The 21,120-nt window shown below is 32.4% G+C and carries 21 protein-coding genes; 15 read left to right on the forward strand and 6 right to left on the reverse strand.

Going from position 1 to position 21,120, the window contains the following annotated elements; translation table 11 throughout:
- Positions 1-161: 161 nt before the first annotated feature.
- The 3 genes from BK137_RS07340 to BK137_RS07350 all read left to right on the forward strand — a co-directional run bounded on the left by BK137_RS07340 (position 162) and on the right by BK137_RS07350 (position 2,638).
- On the forward strand, positions 162-1,631 hold the full coding sequence (locus tag BK137_RS07340) for an ATP-binding cassette domain-containing protein (RefSeq protein ID WP_038181836.1): 1,470 nt from the start codon (positions 162-164) through the stop codon (positions 1,629-1,631).
- Positions 1,632-1,763: 132 nt separating this feature from the next.
- Positions 1,764-2,246, forward strand: a complete 483-nt coding sequence (locus BK137_RS07345; RefSeq protein WP_051448630.1) for a hypothetical protein — start codon at positions 1,764-1,766, stop codon at positions 2,244-2,246.
- A gap of 59 nt (positions 2,247-2,305) precedes the next feature.
- Positions 2,306-2,638 (forward strand): hypothetical protein, encoded by a 333-nt coding sequence (locus BK137_RS07350; protein WP_038181832.1) that lies wholly within the window; start codon positions 2,306-2,308, stop codon positions 2,636-2,638.
- Between the two features lie 181 nt (positions 2,639-2,819).
- Here the strand turns inward: BK137_RS07350 and BK137_RS07355 are convergent, their stop codons facing one another.
- Positions 2,820-4,058: an MDR family MFS transporter gene (locus BK137_RS07355; RefSeq protein ID WP_038181829.1), complete on the reverse strand. Its 1,239-nt coding sequence runs from the start codon at positions 4,056-4,058 to the stop codon at positions 2,820-2,822.
- Between the two features lie 97 nt (positions 4,059-4,155).
- Here BK137_RS07355 and BK137_RS07360 point away from each other — a divergent pair, with 97 nt between their 5' ends.
- Complete coding sequence (locus BK137_RS07360) at positions 4,156-5,811, forward strand: ABC transporter substrate-binding protein (RefSeq protein ID WP_038181826.1); 1,656 nt, start codon at positions 4,156-4,158, stop codon at positions 5,809-5,811.
- A gap of 212 nt (positions 5,812-6,023) precedes the next feature.
- Here the strand turns inward: BK137_RS07360 and BK137_RS07365 are convergent, their stop codons facing one another.
- A complete protein-coding gene (locus tag BK137_RS07365; RefSeq protein ID WP_038183061.1) occupies positions 6,024-7,208 on the reverse strand; it encodes an oxalate decarboxylase family bicupin in 1,185 nt (394 codons plus the stop codon).
- Positions 7,209-7,319: 111 nt separating this feature from the next.
- Between BK137_RS07365 and BK137_RS22605 the strand changes: the two genes are divergently transcribed.
- Positions 7,320-7,880, forward strand: coding sequence for a hypothetical protein (locus tag BK137_RS22605; protein ID WP_244898239.1), 561 nt, complete (start codon positions 7,320-7,322; stop codon positions 7,878-7,880).
- Positions 7,881-8,148: 268 nt separating this feature from the next.
- Here BK137_RS22605 and BK137_RS07375 read toward each other — a convergent pair whose 3' ends face one another.
- Positions 8,149-8,775 (reverse strand): DUF1643 domain-containing protein, encoded by a 627-nt coding sequence (locus BK137_RS07375; protein ID WP_038181823.1) that lies wholly within the window; start codon positions 8,773-8,775, stop codon positions 8,149-8,151.
- 337 nt (positions 8,776-9,112) lie between these two features.
- On the opposite strand from BK137_RS07375, the gene BK137_RS07380 reads away from it, so the two are divergent.
- Positions 9,113-9,568, forward strand: coding sequence for a GNAT family N-acetyltransferase (locus BK137_RS07380; protein WP_038181821.1), 456 nt, complete (start codon positions 9,113-9,115; stop codon positions 9,566-9,568).
- A 297-nt stretch (positions 9,569-9,865) separates the two neighbouring features.
- Here the strand turns inward: BK137_RS07380 and BK137_RS07385 are convergent, their stop codons facing one another.
- Positions 9,866-10,195 carry a 2'-5' RNA ligase family protein gene (locus BK137_RS07385; protein ID WP_051448629.1) on the reverse strand — a complete coding sequence of 110 codons (330 nt, stop codon included), beginning with the start codon at positions 10,193-10,195 and terminating at the stop codon, positions 9,866-9,868.
- 196 nt (positions 10,196-10,391) lie between these two features.
- Between BK137_RS07385 and BK137_RS07390 the strand changes: the two genes are divergently transcribed.
- The 9 genes from BK137_RS07390 to BK137_RS07430 all read left to right on the forward strand — a co-directional run bounded on the left by BK137_RS07390 (position 10,392) and on the right by BK137_RS07430 (position 19,198).
- On the forward strand, positions 10,392-10,994 hold the full coding sequence (locus BK137_RS07390; RefSeq protein WP_038181818.1) for a TetR/AcrR family transcriptional regulator: 603 nt from the start codon (positions 10,392-10,394) through the stop codon (positions 10,992-10,994).
- A 59-nt stretch (positions 10,995-11,053) separates the two neighbouring features.
- Positions 11,054-11,926, forward strand: a complete 873-nt coding sequence (locus BK137_RS07395) for an alpha/beta hydrolase (protein ID WP_038181815.1) — start codon at positions 11,054-11,056, stop codon at positions 11,924-11,926.
- Positions 11,913-13,307: a dihydrolipoyl dehydrogenase gene (lpdA, locus tag BK137_RS07400; protein ID WP_038181812.1), complete on the forward strand. Its 1,395-nt coding sequence runs from the start codon at positions 11,913-11,915 to the stop codon at positions 13,305-13,307. The genes BK137_RS07395 and lpdA overlap by 14 nt, the downstream gene beginning before the upstream one ends.
- An 863-nt stretch (positions 13,308-14,170) precedes the next feature.
- The gene (locus BK137_RS07405; RefSeq protein WP_038181807.1) at positions 14,171-14,734 is read left to right on the forward strand and encodes a hypothetical protein; all 564 of its coding nucleotides are present in this window, start codon (positions 14,171-14,173) and stop codon (positions 14,732-14,734) included.
- A 227-nt stretch (positions 14,735-14,961) separates the two neighbouring features.
- On the forward strand, positions 14,962-15,426 hold the full coding sequence (locus BK137_RS07410) for a GNAT family N-acetyltransferase (protein ID WP_038181804.1): 465 nt from the start codon (positions 14,962-14,964) through the stop codon (positions 15,424-15,426).
- A gap of 259 nt (positions 15,427-15,685) precedes the next feature.
- Positions 15,686-16,207, forward strand: coding sequence for an RNA polymerase sigma factor (locus BK137_RS07415; protein ID WP_051448628.1), 522 nt, complete (start codon positions 15,686-15,688; stop codon positions 16,205-16,207).
- Positions 16,191-17,192, forward strand: a complete 1,002-nt coding sequence (locus tag BK137_RS07420) for a hypothetical protein (RefSeq protein WP_038181801.1) — start codon at positions 16,191-16,193, stop codon at positions 17,190-17,192. The genes BK137_RS07415 and BK137_RS07420 overlap by 17 nt, the downstream gene beginning before the upstream one ends.
- A 134-nt stretch (positions 17,193-17,326) precedes the next feature.
- Complete coding sequence (locus BK137_RS07425; RefSeq protein WP_038181799.1) at positions 17,327-17,632, forward strand: hypothetical protein; 306 nt, start codon at positions 17,327-17,329, stop codon at positions 17,630-17,632.
- A 375-nt stretch (positions 17,633-18,007) separates the two neighbouring features.
- Positions 18,008-19,198: a multidrug effflux MFS transporter gene (locus BK137_RS07430; protein WP_038181794.1), complete on the forward strand. Its 1,191-nt coding sequence runs from the start codon at positions 18,008-18,010 to the stop codon at positions 19,196-19,198.
- Positions 19,199-19,287: 89 nt separating this feature from the next.
- On the opposite strand, the gene BK137_RS07435 is transcribed toward BK137_RS07430, so the two are convergent.
- Positions 19,288-19,851, reverse strand: a complete 564-nt coding sequence (locus BK137_RS07435) for a hypothetical protein (RefSeq protein ID WP_038181791.1) — start codon at positions 19,849-19,851, stop codon at positions 19,288-19,290.
- Between the two features lie 420 nt (positions 19,852-20,271).
- Positions 20,272-20,820 carry a GNAT family N-acetyltransferase gene (locus tag BK137_RS07440; RefSeq protein ID WP_038181788.1) on the reverse strand — a complete coding sequence of 183 codons (549 nt, stop codon included), beginning with the start codon at positions 20,818-20,820 and terminating at the stop codon, positions 20,272-20,274.
- Positions 20,821-21,120: the final 300 nt, after the last annotated feature.

Raw genomic sequence — 21,120 nt, forward strand, 5'->3', positions numbered from 1 at the left:
ATGTACTTGTAAAATTGGATTAGTCTGCTCATTTATCATATTTCGAAGAACCTAATACGAAAAAATAGGTTTATTTGTCATGAATAAATATATTGAATCGACTAATCCTTCCAAATTAATGGGGGGATTTTTTGTTTCCTCTCATCTTAGAGGTGATTTGAATGACAGAGAATATTCTTATAAAAAATATGACATTTAAATACTTATCGATGCTAAAACCGATTTTTAAAAATGTGAATTTAAACATCAACGAAAATTGGAAATTAGGGCTTGTTGGCAGGAATGGGCGAGGAAAAACAACCTTTTTAAAAATACTTTTAAACCAGCTTGAGTATAAAGGTTCTATACAATCAATATTAGATTTTAAATACTTCCCGTCATTTCCAGATACTCATAAAAATTTAACCGCTTTAGAAGTGTTACTGAAACAAAACCCACATATCGATATTTGGCAAATTGAACGTGAATTAACCTATATGGATATATCGCATGACATTTTAGATAAAAGTTTTAATGTATTAAGTGGTGGTGAACAAACAAAACTCTTGCTAATTGAGTTATTTTTGAATGAAAATTCATTTCCTTTAATTGATGAACCGACAAATAATTTAGATTTGCATGGCAGAAAAATCGTCAGTCAGTATTTAGAGAAGAAAAAGGGATTTATAGTTATTAGCCATGATGAGTCTTTTTTAAATCAATTCGTGGATCATGTTTTAGCCATCAATAAAGAATCGATTGACATGATTAGAGGTAATGTGGATACGTGGAAATATGAAAAAGCAAATGCTGACATGCTTTCTGAGGAAAAGAATGCCAAACTAAAAACGGAAATTAACCGACTAAATGATGTTTCCAAACAAATGAGTACTTGGGGGCAAAAAAGAGAGAATAGTACAAAAGATGCCTCAGCAAGACGACTAGCTGCTAAACAAATGAAAAGAGCGAAAGCAGTTAAAAAACGAACAGAAGTGATGATTGAAGAAAAGGAAAGTCTTCTTCATAATATCGAAAATGTTTCTGAACTTAAAATGAGGGTTAAACAGCCAATAAAGCAGGTTTTATTCTTTAGAGATTTTTCGATTTTAAGAAATGGGATACCTCTTTTTGAACCAATCAATATAGATGTATATCCAACGGAACGATTTTTTATTGAGGGGGAAAATGGAGTCGGGAAGTCTACTCTATTAAATTTTATACTTGGAATAGAGCAGTTAGAAACTATAGGTGAATATCGAATAAGTCTACCTCATCCTCTATCAATACTAAGTCAAAAAAACAAAGTGGATATAGATTATTTTTCAGTGCTCAATCAATTACCTACGAAAGAAGCAAAAGAAGAATATTGGCATCTATTGTATCAATTAGGAATTGAACGTTCTAGCTTTTCCGATAAATCTAGTGAAAATTGGAGCGCTGGTGAACAGAAAAAAGTCTTTTTAGCGAATGCGTTATTAGGGGAAAATGAGTTGTTTATTTGGGATGAGGTAACCAACTATTTAGATATGTTCGTGATCAATCAGCTGATAGATTCTATAAAGAAATATCAACCCACTATGATTGCTGTAGACCATAATGAATATTTTGTTAATGCTATAGCTACTAAAAAGATAGAATTAAAATCTTTTTGAAAAATGATTTTGCTGTAGTAGTAAATGAAATCATTTGAAGTACAAGAAAAGGAAAGAGAGCAAATTTATTTTGCTCACCTATCCTTGCATTTTACACCCGCACAATATATAAGAATTTAGAGGTGATTTAGAATGATGATTTCTTTTATACTTTTTTATTTAATAGGAATACCTTTCTCTGTACTGCTGCACGAAATAGGGCACGCACTAGGTGTCGTAATATCCTCAAATGAAGAAGCGCATGTTTATCTCGGTTCAAAAAATGACTCCAATAACGAAAATTTTCGAATTGGAAGAATTCACTTTCATATCAATTGGGCATATTTTGGGTTCTGTGCTGTAAATAAAAACAAGTTAACGAAAGTTCAATTTACAATAATGTCTTTAGGTGGACCCATCGTTTCTTTAATACTATTTAGTGCCTCTTACTTTTTAATGGTTGGATTATCACATTTTGAACCTAAAAACTATTTTAAAGGAATGACAATTATTAATTTCGTTCTGTTTATCAGTACGATTATTCCAATTCGCTATCCAAACTGGGTTAAACCGTATGCAGGGCTCCCATCAGATGGTTATCAAATACTTAAATTATATAAAGATAATAATAATTAATAAGAAATACTTAGAAGTGTAGTGAATAAATTGATAGAGATATAAAGTGGGGGTATAAAATGGAGAAAGTTCATGAGAAATTAAAGGAATTAGATTCAGGTGAAGAAGGAATCGTAGTATATTCTCAATTTATACAGAGGATGATTTTGTCTATAAATAGTGATTTATCTGTGTCTCTTGCTTCTTCTTCTAAACTTATCCCTCTACTTAAAGAAGGATGTCTCCTTTTTCAACGTGGGACATCCTTTTTAAAACATAGTCTTTCAATTAAAGCATTCAATATGAACACCAGGTATCCTAATGTGGGTTTTCTTTTCACACATGTAGATAGATATTTCTTAATATGTCATTATGTAGAGCCTATTTTTGAAAATGGAACTCAATGTTTATAAATGGTCCGAGTTTTTCGAAATTTTTAATTTGGATGCATGAATATTAATCTAAATTTCTTTTCTTTAATGCCTTCTTCTACAGAGAATTGAAATGTATCCAGCTTCAGAATCGAACTCACCGATCTTTAATAGATGGCTATAAAAAAAACTTTTTTTATATAGATTTATTTGTACAAACATATCATCTGTTAAAGACCAATCTTATCTTTCCAGTATAAAACAAAGCGCTATATATTAAAGCAATTCCTGACATAACGATAATACCTATGAAGATAGACATCTCCCAAGGAGCTAAAAACGCTCCTAATATAAGAGCACCACTACTAATCATACTCGCCCCATTGAATCCTAGCCCAGAGAGAGCAAGGTATGACCCCCTTTTATCTGCTGGTATACAATTAGCCTGCTCGGTTTGAAATACAGGGGAATACATAAGCTCGCCTAAAGTTGCTAATGCACCAAAGAGTAATAGAAGATAGAAATGATTCGAAGAGGTTAAGAAGGTATAACCCAATCCGTACACTGCAAGCCCTAATAGGATTGATTTCTTATTATTCATTGTATTTGTCCATCTTGATACTAAAAAGGTGAAACAAACTACAAGTAATGTGTTTTCAAAGCTCAGCAAGCTAAACATTCGAACGCCTTCAATTTCAAATCCGAAAATCTTCACCGATTTAAAGGTTTCCGCAAGCCGAACACTAATATAGGTACTTAAAGAAAACTCCGCAGAAAAGATAAACATCATACCTAGTGTCAGTTTCACAAAACGATGATCCATTAAAGCTGTTTTATAATTACTAATTAAATCTAACAAGATATTATCATGCTGTTTTTCTATTGTTGGTATAGAATCGTCCTGCAGCCAAATAAGATATGCAATTGCGATAAAAACAGTAGTTACTGTCAAAAAGCTAAATAACATAATTTGATGATTCATATAAAGAAGTCCACCTAAAATTGCACCAAAGCTAATTGATAAATTCAAAAGCCAGTAATCAATCGCGAAGACAGCTTTCCGGTTTTCAGCTGTTGTAGAATCTAATATAATCGCCTGCATGGCTGGTCGTCCAAGATTACTAGATACAACATAAATAAGATACAACGCAGTAAACAACCAAATTAGACGTTTATTTGGAATTAAACAAAGCGTCATCAAAAATAATAGTGCGAATGTCGTAAAAGAAGTTATTAACAGCACCTTTTTTCGGCGAAAACGGTCCGCAATATAACCTCCAACTAAATTAGTAGCAAAATTAATTCCAACTGATAGAAGTAACAGTGAGCCAGCAAATACTTTATTCACTTCATGAGCAAAAAACAAAGCGATAAATGGCATAACTGCATTAAAAGCAATTCGATTAAAAAAGGATGTTATTAATCTCAATTTAATATTTTGTGGTAAATCTTTCAATTTCATATTGTCTACCTCCTAGATTTACTTTATATTAAACTGGACTAATAAGTTAAAAAAGGGACAATTTTATATATTATGTCCACTTTTAGAGGTGACTACTATGGAAGCAGCCTTACTAAAAATCTATCGATCATTTCAATCAGGGACAGTAAAACAAAAGGAGTTAGCAGAATTACTTGAATTAAGTGTGAAGCAAACATCGAGATTACTACATAGATGGGAGAAAGAAGGGTGGCTTAACTATACTCCTGGAAAGGGGAGGGGAGTTCAATCTTCTTTGAGTTGGTTACGTAATATAGAGGAATATTATGAAGGTGAAATGCAAGCTAAATTAAAAAATGAATCAGTGGAAGAAGCAGCCAAGTATTTAAACTTTGATTGGTCTGCAGGAGCAAAACAAAGACTTACAAAGATTTTTCAATCAAGATTCGGTTACGAACAAGACGGAACAGACAAATTAATCATTCCTAAAAGGCATCCCTTTATTACAATTAATCCAATAGAAGCAGCCGATGCTTATAGTGCAAATCTCGTATCAAACTTATATAACCGCCTAGTTCATGTTGATGCTAACGGTGATGTAACGTCGGAAATTGCTCATAGTTGGGAGCAGGATAACGGCAGACTACGACTTTATTTAAGAAAAGATATCCATTTTCATGACGGGTCAATACTAACTGCAAAAGACGTAGTGAATTGTCTCAATAAACTACGAAATCATCCAACCTATCAAAAAATATGGGCACCAGTAGAAGCAATTGTTTCTCCAGCACCTCTTGTGGTTGAACTGCATACGACATGTAGTTATTGTTTACAGCTTTTAGGATTAATTAGTGCAAGTATTTTCAAAGAAACCAACAATCAATTATATGGTACAGGTGCATTCTTTTTAGAAAAAAGTTCCCCTTCGATAACTATCTTAAAAGCCTTTTTAGAATATTTTCAAGAGAGGCCATTGTTAGATACTGTTGAATTTGTTACTGTTCCAAAGGATTTTGATAAAATTTACCGATCATCTCAAACCACAGTATCCACAGATACTATAGATGTGCAAAGTGATTCTGGTTTTGGAATTGTTATATTAAATATTTGTCACGAATCAGCTATACAAAATAAAGCGTTACGTCAGTTTATTCACCATATAATAGCAAGACATCGAGAAGAAATTGTAGATCTAAATCAATATCATCATAATTATTCTCCAAATCATAATGGTTTCCTAATTGGTAACAGTAAGCCATATACAATTGCAGAAGTCGAGTGTCCAAAAGTAGAAAAACCATTAGTTATAGAGTATGTAAATTATACAAAGGATCTAACGATGTGGTTGAAAAACCTATTAGAACATGAAGGCATTCCGGTAGAACTGCGTTATGTGAAATTTCAAGATCAACTAAATAATCGTTGTTTAACAAATAAAGCCGATATTATCATACATGGAGAGATATTTGAGTTAAATCAACAGCTCTCATTCTTTCAATTTATGACAAGTGATAATTCTGCCGCTTCTGATGTAGTACACGCCCATCCATTAATTACTGATCTAATTCAAAAATATGTTGAAACACCATTTGAAGAGTGGACCAATCTAAATTTACAAATAGAAAGAAAATGTATTGATGAGTCTATTTTAATTCCTTTATATTATGAAAAACGTATTATTCCTTTCTCAACTGATATTCAAAATGTAACAATTAAGCATTTTGGCTATGTTGATTTCTCTAAATTGTGGATGAAACCATTAAATTCTGATTAGATTTTTTGACCTGTTTCCATAATTTTATTTCAAACAAGCATTTAAGCAATCACTGTTATATTTAGTTTAAGGAAATTTCTTAGATTTAAAAAGGATGTCTCACGTTTTAACGTGGGGCATCCTTTTATAAGTTTTAAATATTAAAAAACGACAAAAGCGACTATTAGAAATGGTTCTTCGATTTTCTAAACTAAGTAAGAGCTAAAGATCTCTTACCTTGGATAGTAAGAAAATCCTGGGAACTTAACAACAGGATATTTTACTTTTCGTAGGGCATTCAATAGTTCTGGTCCAACATGCAAATTGTCTGCTACTAGGTCAGAAGGGGTAAGCGCCATCCATTGGTTTAAAGATACATCAGCAAACCGATCACTCTTGAACATTTCCAAAAACCACAAACTTTCAGTACCGGTATTTTGAATGTAGTGTCCATTAGCAAATGGCACATAACCGACATCTCCAGCACGATAATCAAATGTTCGAGCTATACCGTTGCCACTAAATACCGTCATGCGTCCCTGTCCAGACAGGTAATACTGCCACTCGTCGTTATTTGGATGCCAATGCAGTTCTCTCATTGCTCCCGGCTCAATCTTGACAAGGGCCGCAGCGATTTTTTTTGAGATAGGAAAGTTTGAAGAGTCTACTATACGTACAGTGCCCCCAGGTATTTGCATTGGTTTTTGCGCTAATAACTTGTGCTTGAACGTTTCAGGAATTGTTCCGTAAGGGGATTGTACCTTTTCACTTTGCAGGGGACCTGGAACCTTGTCTTGAAATATATACACCTGCTTTGATGGTATATTGTCAAACGTACTAATAGGGACTCCAAAATTAGCAGACAATACATCTTTTGGCGTGTGAGCAAACCAATCTGAGATGGATAAAGTATTCAAGTCGGAAAAAGCGCCGTCATCGAAGACGAGTAGGAATTCACAGTGTTCCAACCCTTGGATTGAATGTGGTAGTCCAGGGGGGAAGTACCAAAGATCGCCTGGGCCAACATCAGCAATAAAGTTACGACCTTCTGAATCAATGGATGTAATTCGTGCATGACCTGATATCATAAAAGACCATTCTGCTTGTTGATGCCAATGTAATTCTCGAACACCACCAGCCGTCAAGCTCATGTTTACACCAGCAAGAGTAGTCGCTATGGGCAATTCTCTAACAGTAATCTCTCTTGACCACCCACCATGACTTAACGTCATAGAGGTGTCTGAGAATGAAAAATGCATATTAGGGAGTAAACCAGCATCTGTCTTCGGTGGAACTAACATATCAGGGTTTTCAAGATCTCTCATAATATCTCGGGGTCCAGTATCATATCCTCCTTCGCCGTTACTTCGAAAAGGCTGAGGTATATTTTCTTCTATATTTTCGTTCGGATTATCGATTTCATAAACTCCTCTCTTTGGATTACTCGTGGGATAAAAACATACATAATGATATATGATGAGAAATCTGTCTAAATGACTATCTACCTCAAGTAAAAGTGTTTTCTGTATTTGAAGAAGAACTCCAAAATGAATAAATCCGTCCATTTAATTTTCAATGAAGTTTCAGAAATCGCATCCAAATCATTAAGGAATAAGGGGTATGTCTACAAAGCTGCCATCGATCCAAGATCTCCTAATCCATATATTAAGATCCAGATTGACGAAACAAATGAAAAAATCAATAAAGATAATGTTGAACTTCAAAAAGAGATTAAAAAGGCTATTTTCTCGAACACAAAAATGAATTTTACAGTAACGTTAAAAGGACAAAGTGGAGATGAAATTAGAGATCAGAAATGGCAACCAATTTTCACAACTATAAGTGAAGAACTGGATAAGGAATTTGAGGAATACAGAGGATTTGCCTATTCATTTCACCCAAAACTATTGCAAATCACTATAAAAACCGACTTGGAAAAATCTAAAGGTGAGTGGAATCCAGCTAAAAAGATAAAGAAGATTGAGGAATATGTAAATGAAATTATAAAGCTAAAAAGGGTAGAGTTATTGGTTGAAGCAGTTCCATATCAAATTATTATTAGGAGTAAGGATAACAAGAGAATGAATTAAGTAGAAGAACATAGTCAATTATTTAACTAATTTTGGCCCTTTCCTATGAAAACGGGGTCTAATATCACTGCTTTTATTCAAAAGCTCAAGTTTTCAAGGCTGCGCTAATGGCCCTTAAAGTATTTAGCGGAGAACCTGTAAAACCATGACTTTTTATTAAATAGCACCCCCTAAGGAGGTTTTTCTTGGGGGGTGCTTATGTATAAAATAATTAAAAGGAATTAACATAGTCCTTTCTCTTTTACTTTCAATATCTTATGGAATTATTTTATATGATAAATCTTGATTTGGTCGTAATTTTAATATCACGTACTTTAAGTAGGTCTTCTATTGATTTACGTGATGGATGTCCTGGATTTCCTTGGATTGTAAGGGAACTTATGTTTTTATATTTAAACATATATAGACAATCTTCTTTTTTATGTTTCTTTAGCAGGTTTGATATGGATAAGACAGCTTTATCGTGCAGCTCTTTTGAAAATTTATTCTTCGGTACATTTCCCCAAGCTAGAACAATGATATCGCTTAATTTAATAATTTCCTTTATTTTTTTGAAATTACCCTTCATGGTTTTTTCGAATGATTGAGTATTGTTTTCTATTTCGAGATCCAATAAGTGTGAGTTTTGTTCGAAGTAGGGGAATAAGTTTAATATATTGATGACTCCGTATTGAAATTGCCTACTATCTCTGAAAAAAGAGCAAACTTTATTTACCGTTGGATCGGAATGTTCTCTACTTGCGTTATTAGGATTCATCATTATAATTGTCGCGCTTGATTTTGACTGAAGCGGCGTTTTAAGTTGCAAAAAATAACGTATAGTATTATCTGCTTCTGGATAAATATTAGAGACTATGATTTTTTCTGGGTATGAATATTTTTTATTTTTATTCATGTTTAACAATCCCTTCTTCATCTTTTGCATGTTAATATAATATACCAAAACTTAAAATTTATACATATATTGATATTTTTGATTAGTTAATGGATATCTCATTTTCTACGATTCATGACTGTGAAGGGGCACTTTAATATATACGCAAGTTTTGATTTATAAATATTGAAATCATCATTTTTTATCTTCAGGAAAATAGTAAGTAAATTTATTCTTATACAAAATTTCTTGATTTTGAATAAACATATAAATGTTAATCACTTTAATTTCATGAAATAAGTTACAATTAAAATGTAAAGTTAAGTGCAGGATAAAATTAAAAATGAAGGTGAGTATTATGAAAATAAGAAGATTAGTTGCAACAGACAATATACCAATGGATTTGTTGTTACAAGCCGATCCTTCCGAAGAGATTGTATTAGAGTATTTACAAAGAGGTGAATGCTTTGTGATGGAGGATGAAGATAGCATTATTGGTGTATATGTTTTAATCCCTACACGTCCCGAAACTGCGGAGTTAGTGAATGTTTCTATTCACGAAGACCAACAAGGAAAAGGCTTAGGTAAAATGCTAATTCAGCATTCCATTGCTACTGCCAAGTCAAAAAAATATAAAACAATAGAAGTTGGAACAGGCAATTCGAGCATTTCACAAATTGCACTTTACCAAAAATGTGGATTCCGTATCACACATGTAGATAGAGACTTCTTTATACGTCATTATTCAGAGCCAATTTTTGAAAATGGTATTCAATGTATAGATATGGTCCGACTTTCTCAAGATTTATATTAGGCAATCGGCTTTAAAATAAAACAACTTAGTGTTCTCCTGACGCTTGCTCAATTTAACGAGTGTTTCTAATACTATTCAGGAGTATTAAATACCTCAAAGGCTGCAGAATATGAACGGGAATTAATTGTTAACTTCAATTCTATAATGTCATCGGTCACTACCTATAGAGTAATCTGCCAATTTTATTACATGTTAGCATTACCTCAAATAATTGAATTGTGTTTAACTTGAACTGAGCATCCCTTGAATTTCAAGTGATGCTTTTTAAATTCAGGCTATTGTGAAATGAGAATATTACTATTCCGCAAATATCTTTGAGTATATAATTGGTGCTTTATTTTTAGAATATACATCAATAAGAGCAACTTCTTTTATTTGACCAGATATAGTAGCATTTCTTTGTGAACAGTAATCGAATGCTTTAGATAATTTTACTGGAGACAACCTATTCGCTATAGTGCAATGCGGTATCCAACGAATAGGTATGTACAATGAATCCGGGTTATCATTAAATTGGTCAAAATTTTTATGATGGTTAGTATGTAATTCAATCAAGTCCTTTGTAACGGTAGGTGATAACTTGAAATCTTCCTTTTTGGGAATACCATAACGCGTTCTACTTTTCATTCTAATATACACATTTATTTATGTGAATAAATTACATATTTTATCAAGGCATTATGCAGTATTCGATAATGTTTGTAAAGAAGAATCATCGCTCCAGATACAACTTATATTTAACTTCTGTAAAAAAGTGCTTGAAATTGTATATGACTTCCTTTATATTGAAAGAGACTGAAGGGTATCTTTTTTGGAGGTTCAAATGAGAAAAGGTGAATTAACAAGACGTAATATTATTCGGAAATCTGCTACAATTTTTAACAAAAAAGGTTACATGACAACATCGATGAATGACATTATTCAGGAAACGAATATTCAAAAAGGGGGGATATATCGACACTTTAAGGATAAAGAGCAGCTTATGGCAGAATCTTTTCATTTTTCTACTGAAATAATGCAAAATCATTTAAAGACGAGTGTTTTACAACACGAGAATGCAACGGACAGATTAATGGCATTTGTGGAGGCCTTTTTAGAATTAAGTGAAGGAGAACCGATAGTAGGTGGGTGTCCTATTTTTAACGCAGCCATAGAAATGGATGATTTAGAAGGGAATGCGTTACTGCCATCTATTAATGAAGCAATGGATATGATGATCAATTGGATAGTTAAAATTATAGAGGATGGTATTAGTAATCAGGAGTTGAAGCAGTCTGTAAAGCCATACGATACGGCGATATATATTGTTTCAACATTAGAAGGTGGGCTCGTATTAGACCGATTAAAGAATGATGAACAATTAACAAAGATCATAAGCAATAATTTGAAACAATATATTTCAATGATTGCGACTGAGCGGCAATAAAGCCGTCTTTTTTATAACTAAAAAGAGACTGAAAGGTATCTTTTTTAAGGGGGATTATTATGAAATATATAGTATTCATTTCTTTCGTAGTAATTATTTTATTTTTGAGGAGATATATCATACAGCATATTTTCACACCGAAAGTAAAGGTGGATAAAAAATACCCGAATTCAACTTATGAAGACATTAAAATTGAGCTGAGTATTGGAACAATGCGAGGATGGCTTATTAAAAGTGAGCGGGCAAGAGGTTGCTTTCTATTGGTACATGGATGGAGTTCTAATAAATCAGACATGTTACGATATGTCGATCCCTTATTAGCTAACGGTTTTGACGTGATAACTGTAGATGTTCTTGGTCATGGGCAAAGTGAGTCATCAGAAAAACAAGTGAGTATTGAATCGTTTGTCCAAAGTATAACAGCAACGATTGATTATTTATCGAAGAGGCCAGATATTAATAGTAAAAAAATCTATATTTTAGGGCATTCAATGGGTGGGGTAGCTGCAAGTATTGTGAATTCTACAGATTCGAGGATTAAAGCACTTATTACAGATTCAATGCCTACATCATTAAAAAGTATTAGCAATTCAATGGCTGAGAAAGTATCACTTCCATATATTCCGTTTGGATGGCTATTTGTCAGCTGGTTTCTTTTACGGGGAGGTGTTTTTTTAAAAGCTAGAAGAGAATGGTGTTTAGAAAGAATATTAAAAAACCAACAGGCTCCATCTCTTGCCGTACACTCTATTCAGGATAAAAAAGTAACGATTTCAAATGTGGATGTCCTATTAAATGATAGCAACTTTAAACAAGTAATTAAAGTTGCAACAAAAGGCCATCACAATTGTGTAAAAGATAAAAATTTTTGGGATAACGTTTTTCATTTTATAGCAAATCATGAGGGGGATACAGTAGATGAAGTATATTGATACACTTGTAATTGGTGCAGGTCCAGGAGGATATGTGGCAGCCATTCGCGCTACTCAAAAGGGGCAAAATGTTACTATTGTAGAGAGAGAGTATTTAGGAGGAGTTTGTTCGAATGTCGGTTGTATCCCATCAAAAGTGCTGATTTCAGTAGGTCACCGTTTTGAGCAAGCAAAGCATTCTGGTGATATGGGTGTTGTTGCAGAAGAAGTAAAACTTAACTGGGCAAAAGTGCAAGAATTCAAAAGCGGCGTAGTTTCTAAATTAGTAGGCGGCGTTAAAGGTCTATTAAAAGGCAACAAAATCGACATCGTGAACGGTGAAGCATACTTCGTAAATGCAAATACAGTACGTGTAATTGATGGTGGCAGTGAACAAACGTACACATTCAAAAATGCAATCATTGCAACAGGTTCTCGACCGGTTGAAATTCCAACATTTAAATTCACTAAACGAGTAATTAATTCAACTGATGCTCTTACTTTACCAGAAGTACCGGAAAAATTAGTTGTCATTGGTGGGGGTTACATCGGTACTGAACTAGGTTCTGCTTATGCGAATTTAGGTTCTCAAGTAACAATCATTGAAGGGGGGAAAGACATCTTAGCTGGTTTCGAAAAGCAAATGACACAAGTTGTGAAAAAAGGTTTAAAGAAAAAAGGCGTAGAAGTTGTGGTTGGCGCATCAGCTAAAGGCGTAGAAGAAAATGAAAACGGCGTAGTTGTAACATATGAAGCTGATGGAGAAGAAAAAACAGTTGAGGCTAACTATGTATTAGTAACTGTAGGTCGACGTCCAAATACGGATCAATTAGGTCTTGAAGCAGCAGGTATCGAATTCGCTGAACGCGGTTTACTAAAAGTAGATAAACAATGTCGTACTTCAGTACCTAACATTTATGCAATTGGAGATATCGTATCTGGTCTACAACTTGCACATAAAGCATCTTATGAAGGTAAAGTGGCTGCCGAAGCAATCGCTGGCGAAAATTCGATCGTAGATTATTTAGCAATACCTGCCGTATGCTTTACAGATCCAGAGCTTGCAACTGTTGGTTTCAATGAGGAGCAAGCAAAGGCAGAAGATATCGAAGTGAAAACAGCAAAATTCCCATTCGCTGCAAACGGCCGTGCATTAGCTTTAAATGCAACTGAAGGTTTTGTGAAACTTGTTGCACGTAAAGAAGATAATTTATTAATTGGAGCTCAAATCGTTGGTACTGGTGCATCTGATATGATTGCAGAAATGGCTGTTGCGATTGAAGCGGGTATGACTGCCGAAGATATCGCATTAACAATACACGCTCACCCAACTTTAGGTGAGATTACAATGGAAGCAGCTGAGGTAATTATAGGGAGACCAATTCATATTGTGAAAGCATAATGGGTATACTTCGATTATCAAAATGATCATATTGTTTTTTAATAGATTTAGAAATAGAAATACTCAAAATCAGAACCTAATTTGAGCAATCTTTGTTCAAATTAGGTTCTTTTCATATGCAGCTAAATTAATGTTTGAAAAATTATTCAATATTTATTCCAAAGCACCAGTGATAATTCTAGTTCAACTTTAAAAATACGGTTAAATTTTATTCAAAACGGTACGATTTAGTTTCAAATCTCTAACAAATCCTATCAAATCTACACGTAAATTACTCCATTTGGCTCAATAATGGAATAACTTAACTGAAGCCTTACAAATTCAACAAGCCACAGATAATTTCTAAATTTAAAAATTATAAGAGAAAAATTCTAGAAATTCAGTTCTTTGTTCTCCCACTTACCTAACATAAATATAAATTAGAATATATCTCAAACAAAATTTTACAAGTTCAAATTAAGAAATCTTTAATTTGACTTAAGGTATTTTTAAGATTTCGTATTTATAATAAAGTTACTAATACACTAAAGGGTATAAACAGAATTAAAATTAATATTGAATGCTTGTTTCGGTATCTCGCACTTATACAGAAGTTTATTCTCTAATTGTAATTGATGAATAGTGGAATTAAGTAAGTTTTTTCATATGAAAGAAAAGAACAAAGAAATTACAAAAATGAGAAGTAACCTAATTTTTTTTGTTTAGGTTAATTGTATCTAAAACAGGAGAATCATTTCTCATATCAACAAAACATTAAACAAAAACACCCCTCCTTCGAAGTAGGTTTGGTAAAAACTTAATGAAGTCAAAAAAGCACCTCTTATTGAGTAATATGGTAAAATTTGTAGTGGAGGAAATTCAATTTGAAAAAGAAATATATTTATATTCTATTAACTGATACGGGTACTCTTTTTTCGAAAACCATAAAACAATATACAAAAGCTCCTTACAATCACGCATCTATCGCTTTTGATTTAAATTTAAATGAAATGTACAGTTTCGGAAGAAGGAATCCAAGAAACCCTATAAATAGTGGGTTTGTAAAAGAAGATGTATTAGAAGGTATATATAGGGCATTCCCACAAACAAAATGTGTTCTATATAAATTTGAAGTGGATGAAGAAAAAATAGAAAAAATGAAGAGCATAATAGATAAATTCGAGAAAAATAAAGAATTATATTATTATAATCTACTAGGTATAGTTGGTGTAGCATTTAATGAACCTATTGAACCCCGGAATTCCTTTTTTTGTTCACAGTTTGTGGGAGAAGTTTTAAATAGAGCTGGTGTTATTTATTGGGATAAACGCACATCATTAGTTACACCAAATGATTTTAGAAATTTACCAGGATTTGAAGTGGTATTTGAAGGAATGCTATTTGAATATGAACCTATTAAAAGTAGAATCTTAGTTCAAGAAAGTTGACATTATTCATTTTTTTAAATGTAACATACTAAAAGATTCCATTGATCTTAAAGTAAAACTTATTCATCATAGGGCAAAGATTATTTTGGAAAAGTATTTCAATGTATATTTTTGTTCAACCTTCATTTAAGCTGCCTTTCTAATAAATTTTATACGGTTTACTTTTTACAGTATTTTAATATGCTATGATAAAAAGTATAATTATCAAAATATTAGGGGGCTTTAAATTGATTACATTAAAACCGATGAATCAAGAAGAGTTTAATCAGTATCTGTTTTTTGCTATTGAAGACTTTGCAAAAGACAAAGTGACTTCAGGCAATTGGAGTGAAGATGAAGCAATTGATCTCTCTAAAAAAGAATTTTCTCGTCTATTACCAAAAGATGAGAAATCAGAGCATAATCATTTATTCTCAATCTTTCACAACCAACAGTTAGTAGGAATGATTTGGATTGCTCAAACATCAACTACAAATCTAAATGAAGGCTTTATTTACGACTTTATCATTTATGAGCAACATCAAGGGCGGGGTTATGGTAAGCAAGCTATGAAAGAAACCGAAATTATTGCTAAAAAGCTAGGTATTAATAAAATTGGACTACACGTATTTGGCCATAACAAGATTGCTCGTGGATTATATGAAAAGTTAGGCTATGAAATTACGAATATATCAATGTCTAAATCCATTTAATAAAGGCATACATAGTACATTATTGTATTATTATCAAATAATTTTTTGTAAAACCAATTTAACATTTCATTGTAGAAGAAACATTTCTGAACGATTTTTGTTCAAAATAGTTTCTTTTTATTTGCTATGAAATAAAAATTCTAATTCAAAATGAATTTAATAATGTGGTACGCCTTAATTCAAACAAAAAAATCGCATTTTCATGATTAATTGATTCCGAATGCAATGTCGTTCGTCTTTTAATGAAAGGGGGGATTTGATGATGCAGGAACCGTTTAAACAACTCTATATTTTACATAGTGATGGCATTTATAAATACATATTTTTCATGGTTAATAATAAGGAACTTGCCGAAGATTTGACGCAAGAAACGTTTTTTAAAGCATTTAAGCAATTTCAAACCTTCCGGAACGAAGCTGCAATCATTACTTGGCTAAAGCGAATTGCAAGAAACCTTGTCTATGATTATTATCGCAAGAAGCGATTAATTCAATTCTTACCACTTACATTTAAGATGGAGTATCAAGACGATACACAAACGCCGGTTGAATTACTTGAAACAGCTGAGGAAATGGCGGTTCTTTATGGGGCATTAAGAAAGTTAAAATTAAATCATAGAGAAACGATTGTATTACGAAAAATTGAAGGCCTATCAGTGAAAGAAACAGCCCAATTCCTCGAATGCACTGAAGCGAAGGTTAAAAACAACACAGTTCGTGCAATCGCTGCACTAAAAAAGGTTTTACAAGAAGGGGGTCATGATGATGGAGCGTTTAGATGACAAATTACAGAAATTAAATACAATAAAGCGTTCACAACAGGAGAAGTTACATACGTTTGAAAAACTATCGGATCGGATTGACAGGCTACCCACAAGGAAAATAAATTGGCAAGTTCCTGTAGTACTTGCATCTACTGTTGTTATCTGTATCATTGTACTCCTGACGACTCTTAATAGCCCTTTACAAAAGCCATCATTAACAACAGCTACTGAACCAATAACCAATTTTACTTCTACAGTGGAACTAAAACGCATATATTATGTTGATTGGCCTAATAATATAAGTTTTGACAGCTTTCTAGCAAGAGCTTCAAAACTTTACTTGGATATGAATATAATTGAGGATAAACAACAACTTTCAACATTTAGTTATTATTTTAGTCACCTAAAAGAAGTTCAGCATATAAATAAGAGTGAACTTGAACCTTTTAATGACTTCGTTTTGACAGCAAAAGACAGACGAGAATGGCGCATCAAAATTTATAAAATACCAGGTGAGTCATCAATTTTAAGAGACATGCAAACCAACAGGTATTTTCAAGTCAAAGACGAAACTGGCAACTTTGACGAAAAATTACTAAATGCAGTCTTTGTACAAAAAAATATAAAAGAGTTCTATTTGAGTCTAATTGTGAACGTTATTCCATCATTAGTATTTTTAATACAATATATAGCAATCAGAAACACTTATATTCCTGCCATTCCTAAACTTCAAAGAAAAAATCGAGATCGTATAATTCAATTGGTCATTTGGATTATTAGCTTATTCACCATTATATTTCTTGCTCTTTACTATCATCCAATAAATATACTAGTACTATTATCCATCCTAACATTAGCTATTTTGAGCAAATTTTATTTCGATTGGATATTCATTCGTGAACATCATGATATAAAGTTACAACAAAAATATAAGTTGTATTTAAGTATACAAATTATTATTTACTTATTAATGATTTGTATGTTAATCGTCATCATCCACTAACCATACTCTAAATCGCCCTAATAATCTAAAATTCGACGAATAAATAATGATGAACTTCCCAATGATGTTTTTAGACATACAAAAAAGGGAAATACATGTTAATCAAGAAATTTATGATGGAGGGGGATTAAGAAATGGTAATTCTATTATTACTTGTGCTCGTGATTCTATGCATGATCCCTTTGCTTCTTTTGGATTCACGAATAGGAATGAAAGAGGCGAATATAGATCGTGCGATTGAAATACTTGAGGATGAACTTGAAACAGGTAAGTTAAAACTCTTTAAGAAACCTCAATTCAAACCTAATTTCAAATTAAGATTTGCTCATATGAAGCAAAAAACAGCTAGTAGATGGCAAGGCTTTAAAGAAAAGTCTATTCATTATAAGGATAAATTCCAATCATGGCAGCAAAGTTTAATCAATTCTTATCGTAAATAATGAGTAAATTAAAATACCTCAGCATTTAATGCTGAGGTATTTTTTTTTGTAAACGGATTAGATTTAAATCTACTCATTTAAATAACATACGAGAAGGTAAAAGAAAGTGATTAATCAGATTAAATTCATTGGCCTACAAATTACCTATTAATATTGTTATACTAAAAATAGGCACATATAATAGATTATACGTCTGAAAACCCTTATTTCTATACGTGTTTATACCCTCCTATAGGTATACGTATTCATAATCATTAAAAGAGGTGTAAGCTCATGTTATTTTTTGAACGAATTAAAATGATGGTTCCTCCTATTCCATAGCTACAAAAGATTGTAATACCTGAGATTTTCTAAGTTATAGGAGGGTTATTAGAAATGAAAAAAGTCTCAGTACCATCGTTAATGTTAATGATTATTCTTGTGGCATTTCCACAAATAAGTGAAACAATTTATACACCATCGTTACCCGATATTTCTAAAGCTTTAAACGTTAGCAGCAATGCTACTCAACTTACACTCAGTATATACTTTGCAGGATTTGCTTTAGGTGTGTTTTGTTGGGGATGGTTGTCTGATATAATAGGGCGTCGTCCTGCTATGCTGTGGGGAATTGTAACATATGGTGTAGGTAGTCTTTTATGTTTTATGGCTAACTCCATAGAATTATTATTCATAAGCCGCTTTCTTCAAGCATTTGGAGCAAGTACAGGTTCAGTCGTCACACAAACGATTCTTCGTGAAAGCGTTGATGGTCATAAACGTCATGTAATGTTTGCACAAATTTCTGCTGTCATTGCATTTACGCCAGCAGTAGGACCATTAGTTGGAGGTTGGGTTGATCAAACTTTTGGATTTAAGGCAGTATTTTTCACATTGGTTGTAATGAGTATCGGGATTTTTGTATATACATTTACAGCATTGCCTGAAACAAAAGCGTCTTCTGATACTAATAATAAAATAAGTATTTTTCTTGTATTAAAGAGGATTATTACTGATCCAAAGATAATTGCATTTGGATTGCTCATAGGAGGTACAAATGGCATATTGTTCAGCTATTATGCTGAAGCACCATTTATCTTTATTGAGTATTTTAAAATGTCGCCAGGTTTATTTGGTTTTTTAGGGATAGTCGTAGCCTTGTCTTCAATAATAGGAGCCAACTTATCAAAACGTTTACTAGCTGTTTATATACCTGAAAAAATTATATATATTGGATGTTTAGTAATGGTAGTAGGGGCAATGATCTTATCAGCTATTGTACTGACTGGAACGAATCCTACTGTATTCTACGCAGCAGCAATTCTGGTAGCAATTTTCATACTCTTATTAGGGATAGGAATTGCTCTACCAAATTGCCTCAGTTTGGCACTTGTGAATTTTCAAGATGTCGTTGGAACGGCAGGAGCATTATTTAGCTTAGGATATTATTTATTGGTTACACTGATTATTTGGGGAATGAGTCAACTGCATACAGGTTCTCTAATAATAATGCCATTGTATTTCCTTGCGCTCGTTGTCATCATGGTAATTACTAGCAGAATATTTATTTATAAAGCTAAGTATTAAAATAAATTAATAGATATAAAAAGGGCTGTCCTAAAAGTAGGTGAAAACCAACTTTTAGGACAGCCCTATGTCATTATCTAGGTTCGAATCTATACGTCGAATTCTAAATTAATGATTTTCCACTCATCCTTAACCTTTTTAAACACTAAATGTAGGAATGTCGGAGGGCTAACAAGCTCTACATTATTACTTTTATAAAATTCTCTAATGAAAATGTTAAATGTTTGATTATCATTATTATAATCGTAACCTTGAATTACCCAATCATCTAAATAGTTCTTACCGTCAAGTGTATATAATAGCCAATCTACATTATCAATGATGACATATAACCCATCAGCTTTACTTTTTAACGTTAATTCCTTTGCCAATAATGCTTGTAGTTGCTTTTGATTGCCTGTTTTTTGCGCTTGAACAAAGTCTCTAGATAAGTTACTTATAATTGCGAAGTTTTCTTTTTCTATCTTATAAACATTAATCTCTTTTTTTAGTTTTTTTATTGTTTGAGTTGAATTTTCTACTTTGTTTTCATTTTCCTTTGGTGTATCAGTATTAGCTTTAGCGTGTTGAACTTCTACAAAACCATTTGTATTTGAACAAGCTGTAAGTAACATTAAACCACAAACCAATAATACCCAAATCTTTTTTCGCATAAATTACCTCCTCAAACTTTTCTTATTAATGCTGTTTCGACGTATGTTATAATATTTCCTTTTTTACTTATAGAATTTCAACGATAATTAACATTTTTGAAATAAATCTGTAAGTATAATCAAGATCAATTTTGAAATTATTATGTGAAAGATTGGAAAGAAATATTCGGAGGTGTGTCTAGATTGGAGAATTACAATTATTAAATGATTAAGAAAGTGAAAAAGTAACCCTAAGCTTATAAGAAGAGATCACCTAAGTATTAACTGATCTAAAGGTGATAGGAATTATTATTCCATAAGAGTAGGCACTAATTAGAAAAATAAAAAAACACCTCAAATTAGAAAGTGTTTAATAATATCTGTCAATGTAATTGAGTTTTCTTTTACATCTATAAAATAGCCATTTGTAATATACGATTATTATCCTCTTGAGTTAATAATTCCATAATATATTAGATCTTCATATCGATTTTCTTTCCTCACATGGTCTATTAATATCCCTTCTTGGTTCATTCCTAATTTCTGCAAAACTCTTCCGGAAGCTGGATTTGAACTGAAGTACCGAGCAAAAAGTTTATGGTATTGTTTTTCATCAAATGCGAATTGTAATATAGCTTGCGCCGCTTCTGTAGCATATCCATTTCCCCAAAATTCTTCACCAATCCAATAGGCTATTTCACCATTATTAAACTGTTGATTGTTAGATAGTGCAATAGCTCCATATAATTCTCCTGTCTTCTTATCTGTTATAGCAAATTCATATGATTTATTAGCATTAAAATTATCATGATGGTGTTCGATCCACGATAAAGCATCCTTTATAGCATATGGATAAGGTAGGTACAATGTATTTTTATAAATATTATAATTATTACAAAGTTTAGTAACAGCTACTGCATCAGATTTTTGGAATAGTCTTAGTACAAGCCTTTTAGTGGTTATTTTTTTATTTAGATTATCAAATATCATAAGAAATCCTCCCTACATTATGTGAGATAGTACTAATATCGAGTAAGTTAATTGAACAAATAGTACTTCTCTAATTTTACGATGGTAAAAACGAGACCCCAATTAAACTAATGTAACTTTCCTAGTTCTATAATTCGACAGAAAAAAGGGATACCCTTTATTAATCTACCGCAGCCATTAGCAAAGTAAGACGATCAACTATCTATATTTTGGTGCTTTTATTGCATTATTGTCTAGTATAGATCTATTATTTGGATGGCGTTTATATAAAGAAAATGGAGTGTTGTTAAGAAATATTTT

This window comes from Viridibacillus arenosi (assembly GCF_001955655.1).
GTDB classification, from domain to species: Bacteria; Bacillota; Bacilli; order Bacillales_A; family Planococcaceae; genus Viridibacillus; species Viridibacillus arenosi.

Coding starts and splice junctions, on each gene's coding strand:
- BK137_RS07395 (WP_038181815.1), top strand. CDS start 11,054: ATGAAATATATAGTATTCATTTCTTTCGTAGTAATTATTTTATTTTTG.
- BK137_RS07340 (WP_038181836.1), top strand. CDS start 162: ATGACAGAGAATATTCTTATAAAAAATATGACATTTAAATACTTATCG.
- lpdA (WP_038181812.1), top strand. CDS start 11,913: ATGAAGTATATTGATACACTTGTAATTGGTGCAGGTCCAGGAGGATAT.
- BK137_RS07430 (WP_038181794.1), top strand. CDS start 18,008: ATGAAAAAAGTCTCAGTACCATCGTTAATGTTAATGATTATTCTTGTG.
- BK137_RS07350 (WP_038181832.1), top strand. CDS start 2,306: ATGGAGAAAGTTCATGAGAAATTAAAGGAATTAGATTCAGGTGAAGAA.
- BK137_RS07345 (WP_051448630.1), top strand. CDS start 1,764: ATGATGATTTCTTTTATACTTTTTTATTTAATAGGAATACCTTTCTCT.
- BK137_RS07375 (WP_038181823.1), bottom strand. CDS start 8,775: ATGAATAAAAATAAAAAATATTCATACCCAGAAAAAATCATAGTCTCT.
- BK137_RS07435 (WP_038181791.1), bottom strand. CDS start 19,851: ATGCGAAAAAAGATTTGGGTATTATTGGTTTGTGGTTTAATGTTACTT.
- BK137_RS07360 (WP_038181826.1), top strand. CDS start 4,156: ATGGAAGCAGCCTTACTAAAAATCTATCGATCATTTCAATCAGGGACA.
- BK137_RS07425 (WP_038181799.1), top strand. CDS start 17,327: ATGGTAATTCTATTATTACTTGTGCTCGTGATTCTATGCATGATCCCT.
- BK137_RS07420 (WP_038181801.1), top strand. CDS start 16,191: ATGGAGCGTTTAGATGACAAATTACAGAAATTAAATACAATAAAGCGT.
- BK137_RS07380 (WP_038181821.1), top strand. CDS start 9,113: ATGAAAATAAGAAGATTAGTTGCAACAGACAATATACCAATGGATTTG.
- BK137_RS07355 (WP_038181829.1), bottom strand. CDS start 4,058: ATGAAATTGAAAGATTTACCACAAAATATTAAATTGAGATTAATAACA.
- BK137_RS07385 (WP_051448629.1), bottom strand. CDS start 10,195: ATGAAAAGTAGAACGCGTTATGGTATTCCCAAAAAGGAAGATTTCAAG.
- BK137_RS07440 (WP_038181788.1), bottom strand. CDS start 20,820: ATGATATTTGATAATCTAAATAAAAAAATAACCACTAAAAGGCTTGTA.
- BK137_RS07415 (WP_051448628.1), top strand. CDS start 15,686: ATGATGCAGGAACCGTTTAAACAACTCTATATTTTACATAGTGATGGC.
- BK137_RS07390 (WP_038181818.1), top strand. CDS start 10,392: ATGAGAAAAGGTGAATTAACAAGACGTAATATTATTCGGAAATCTGCT.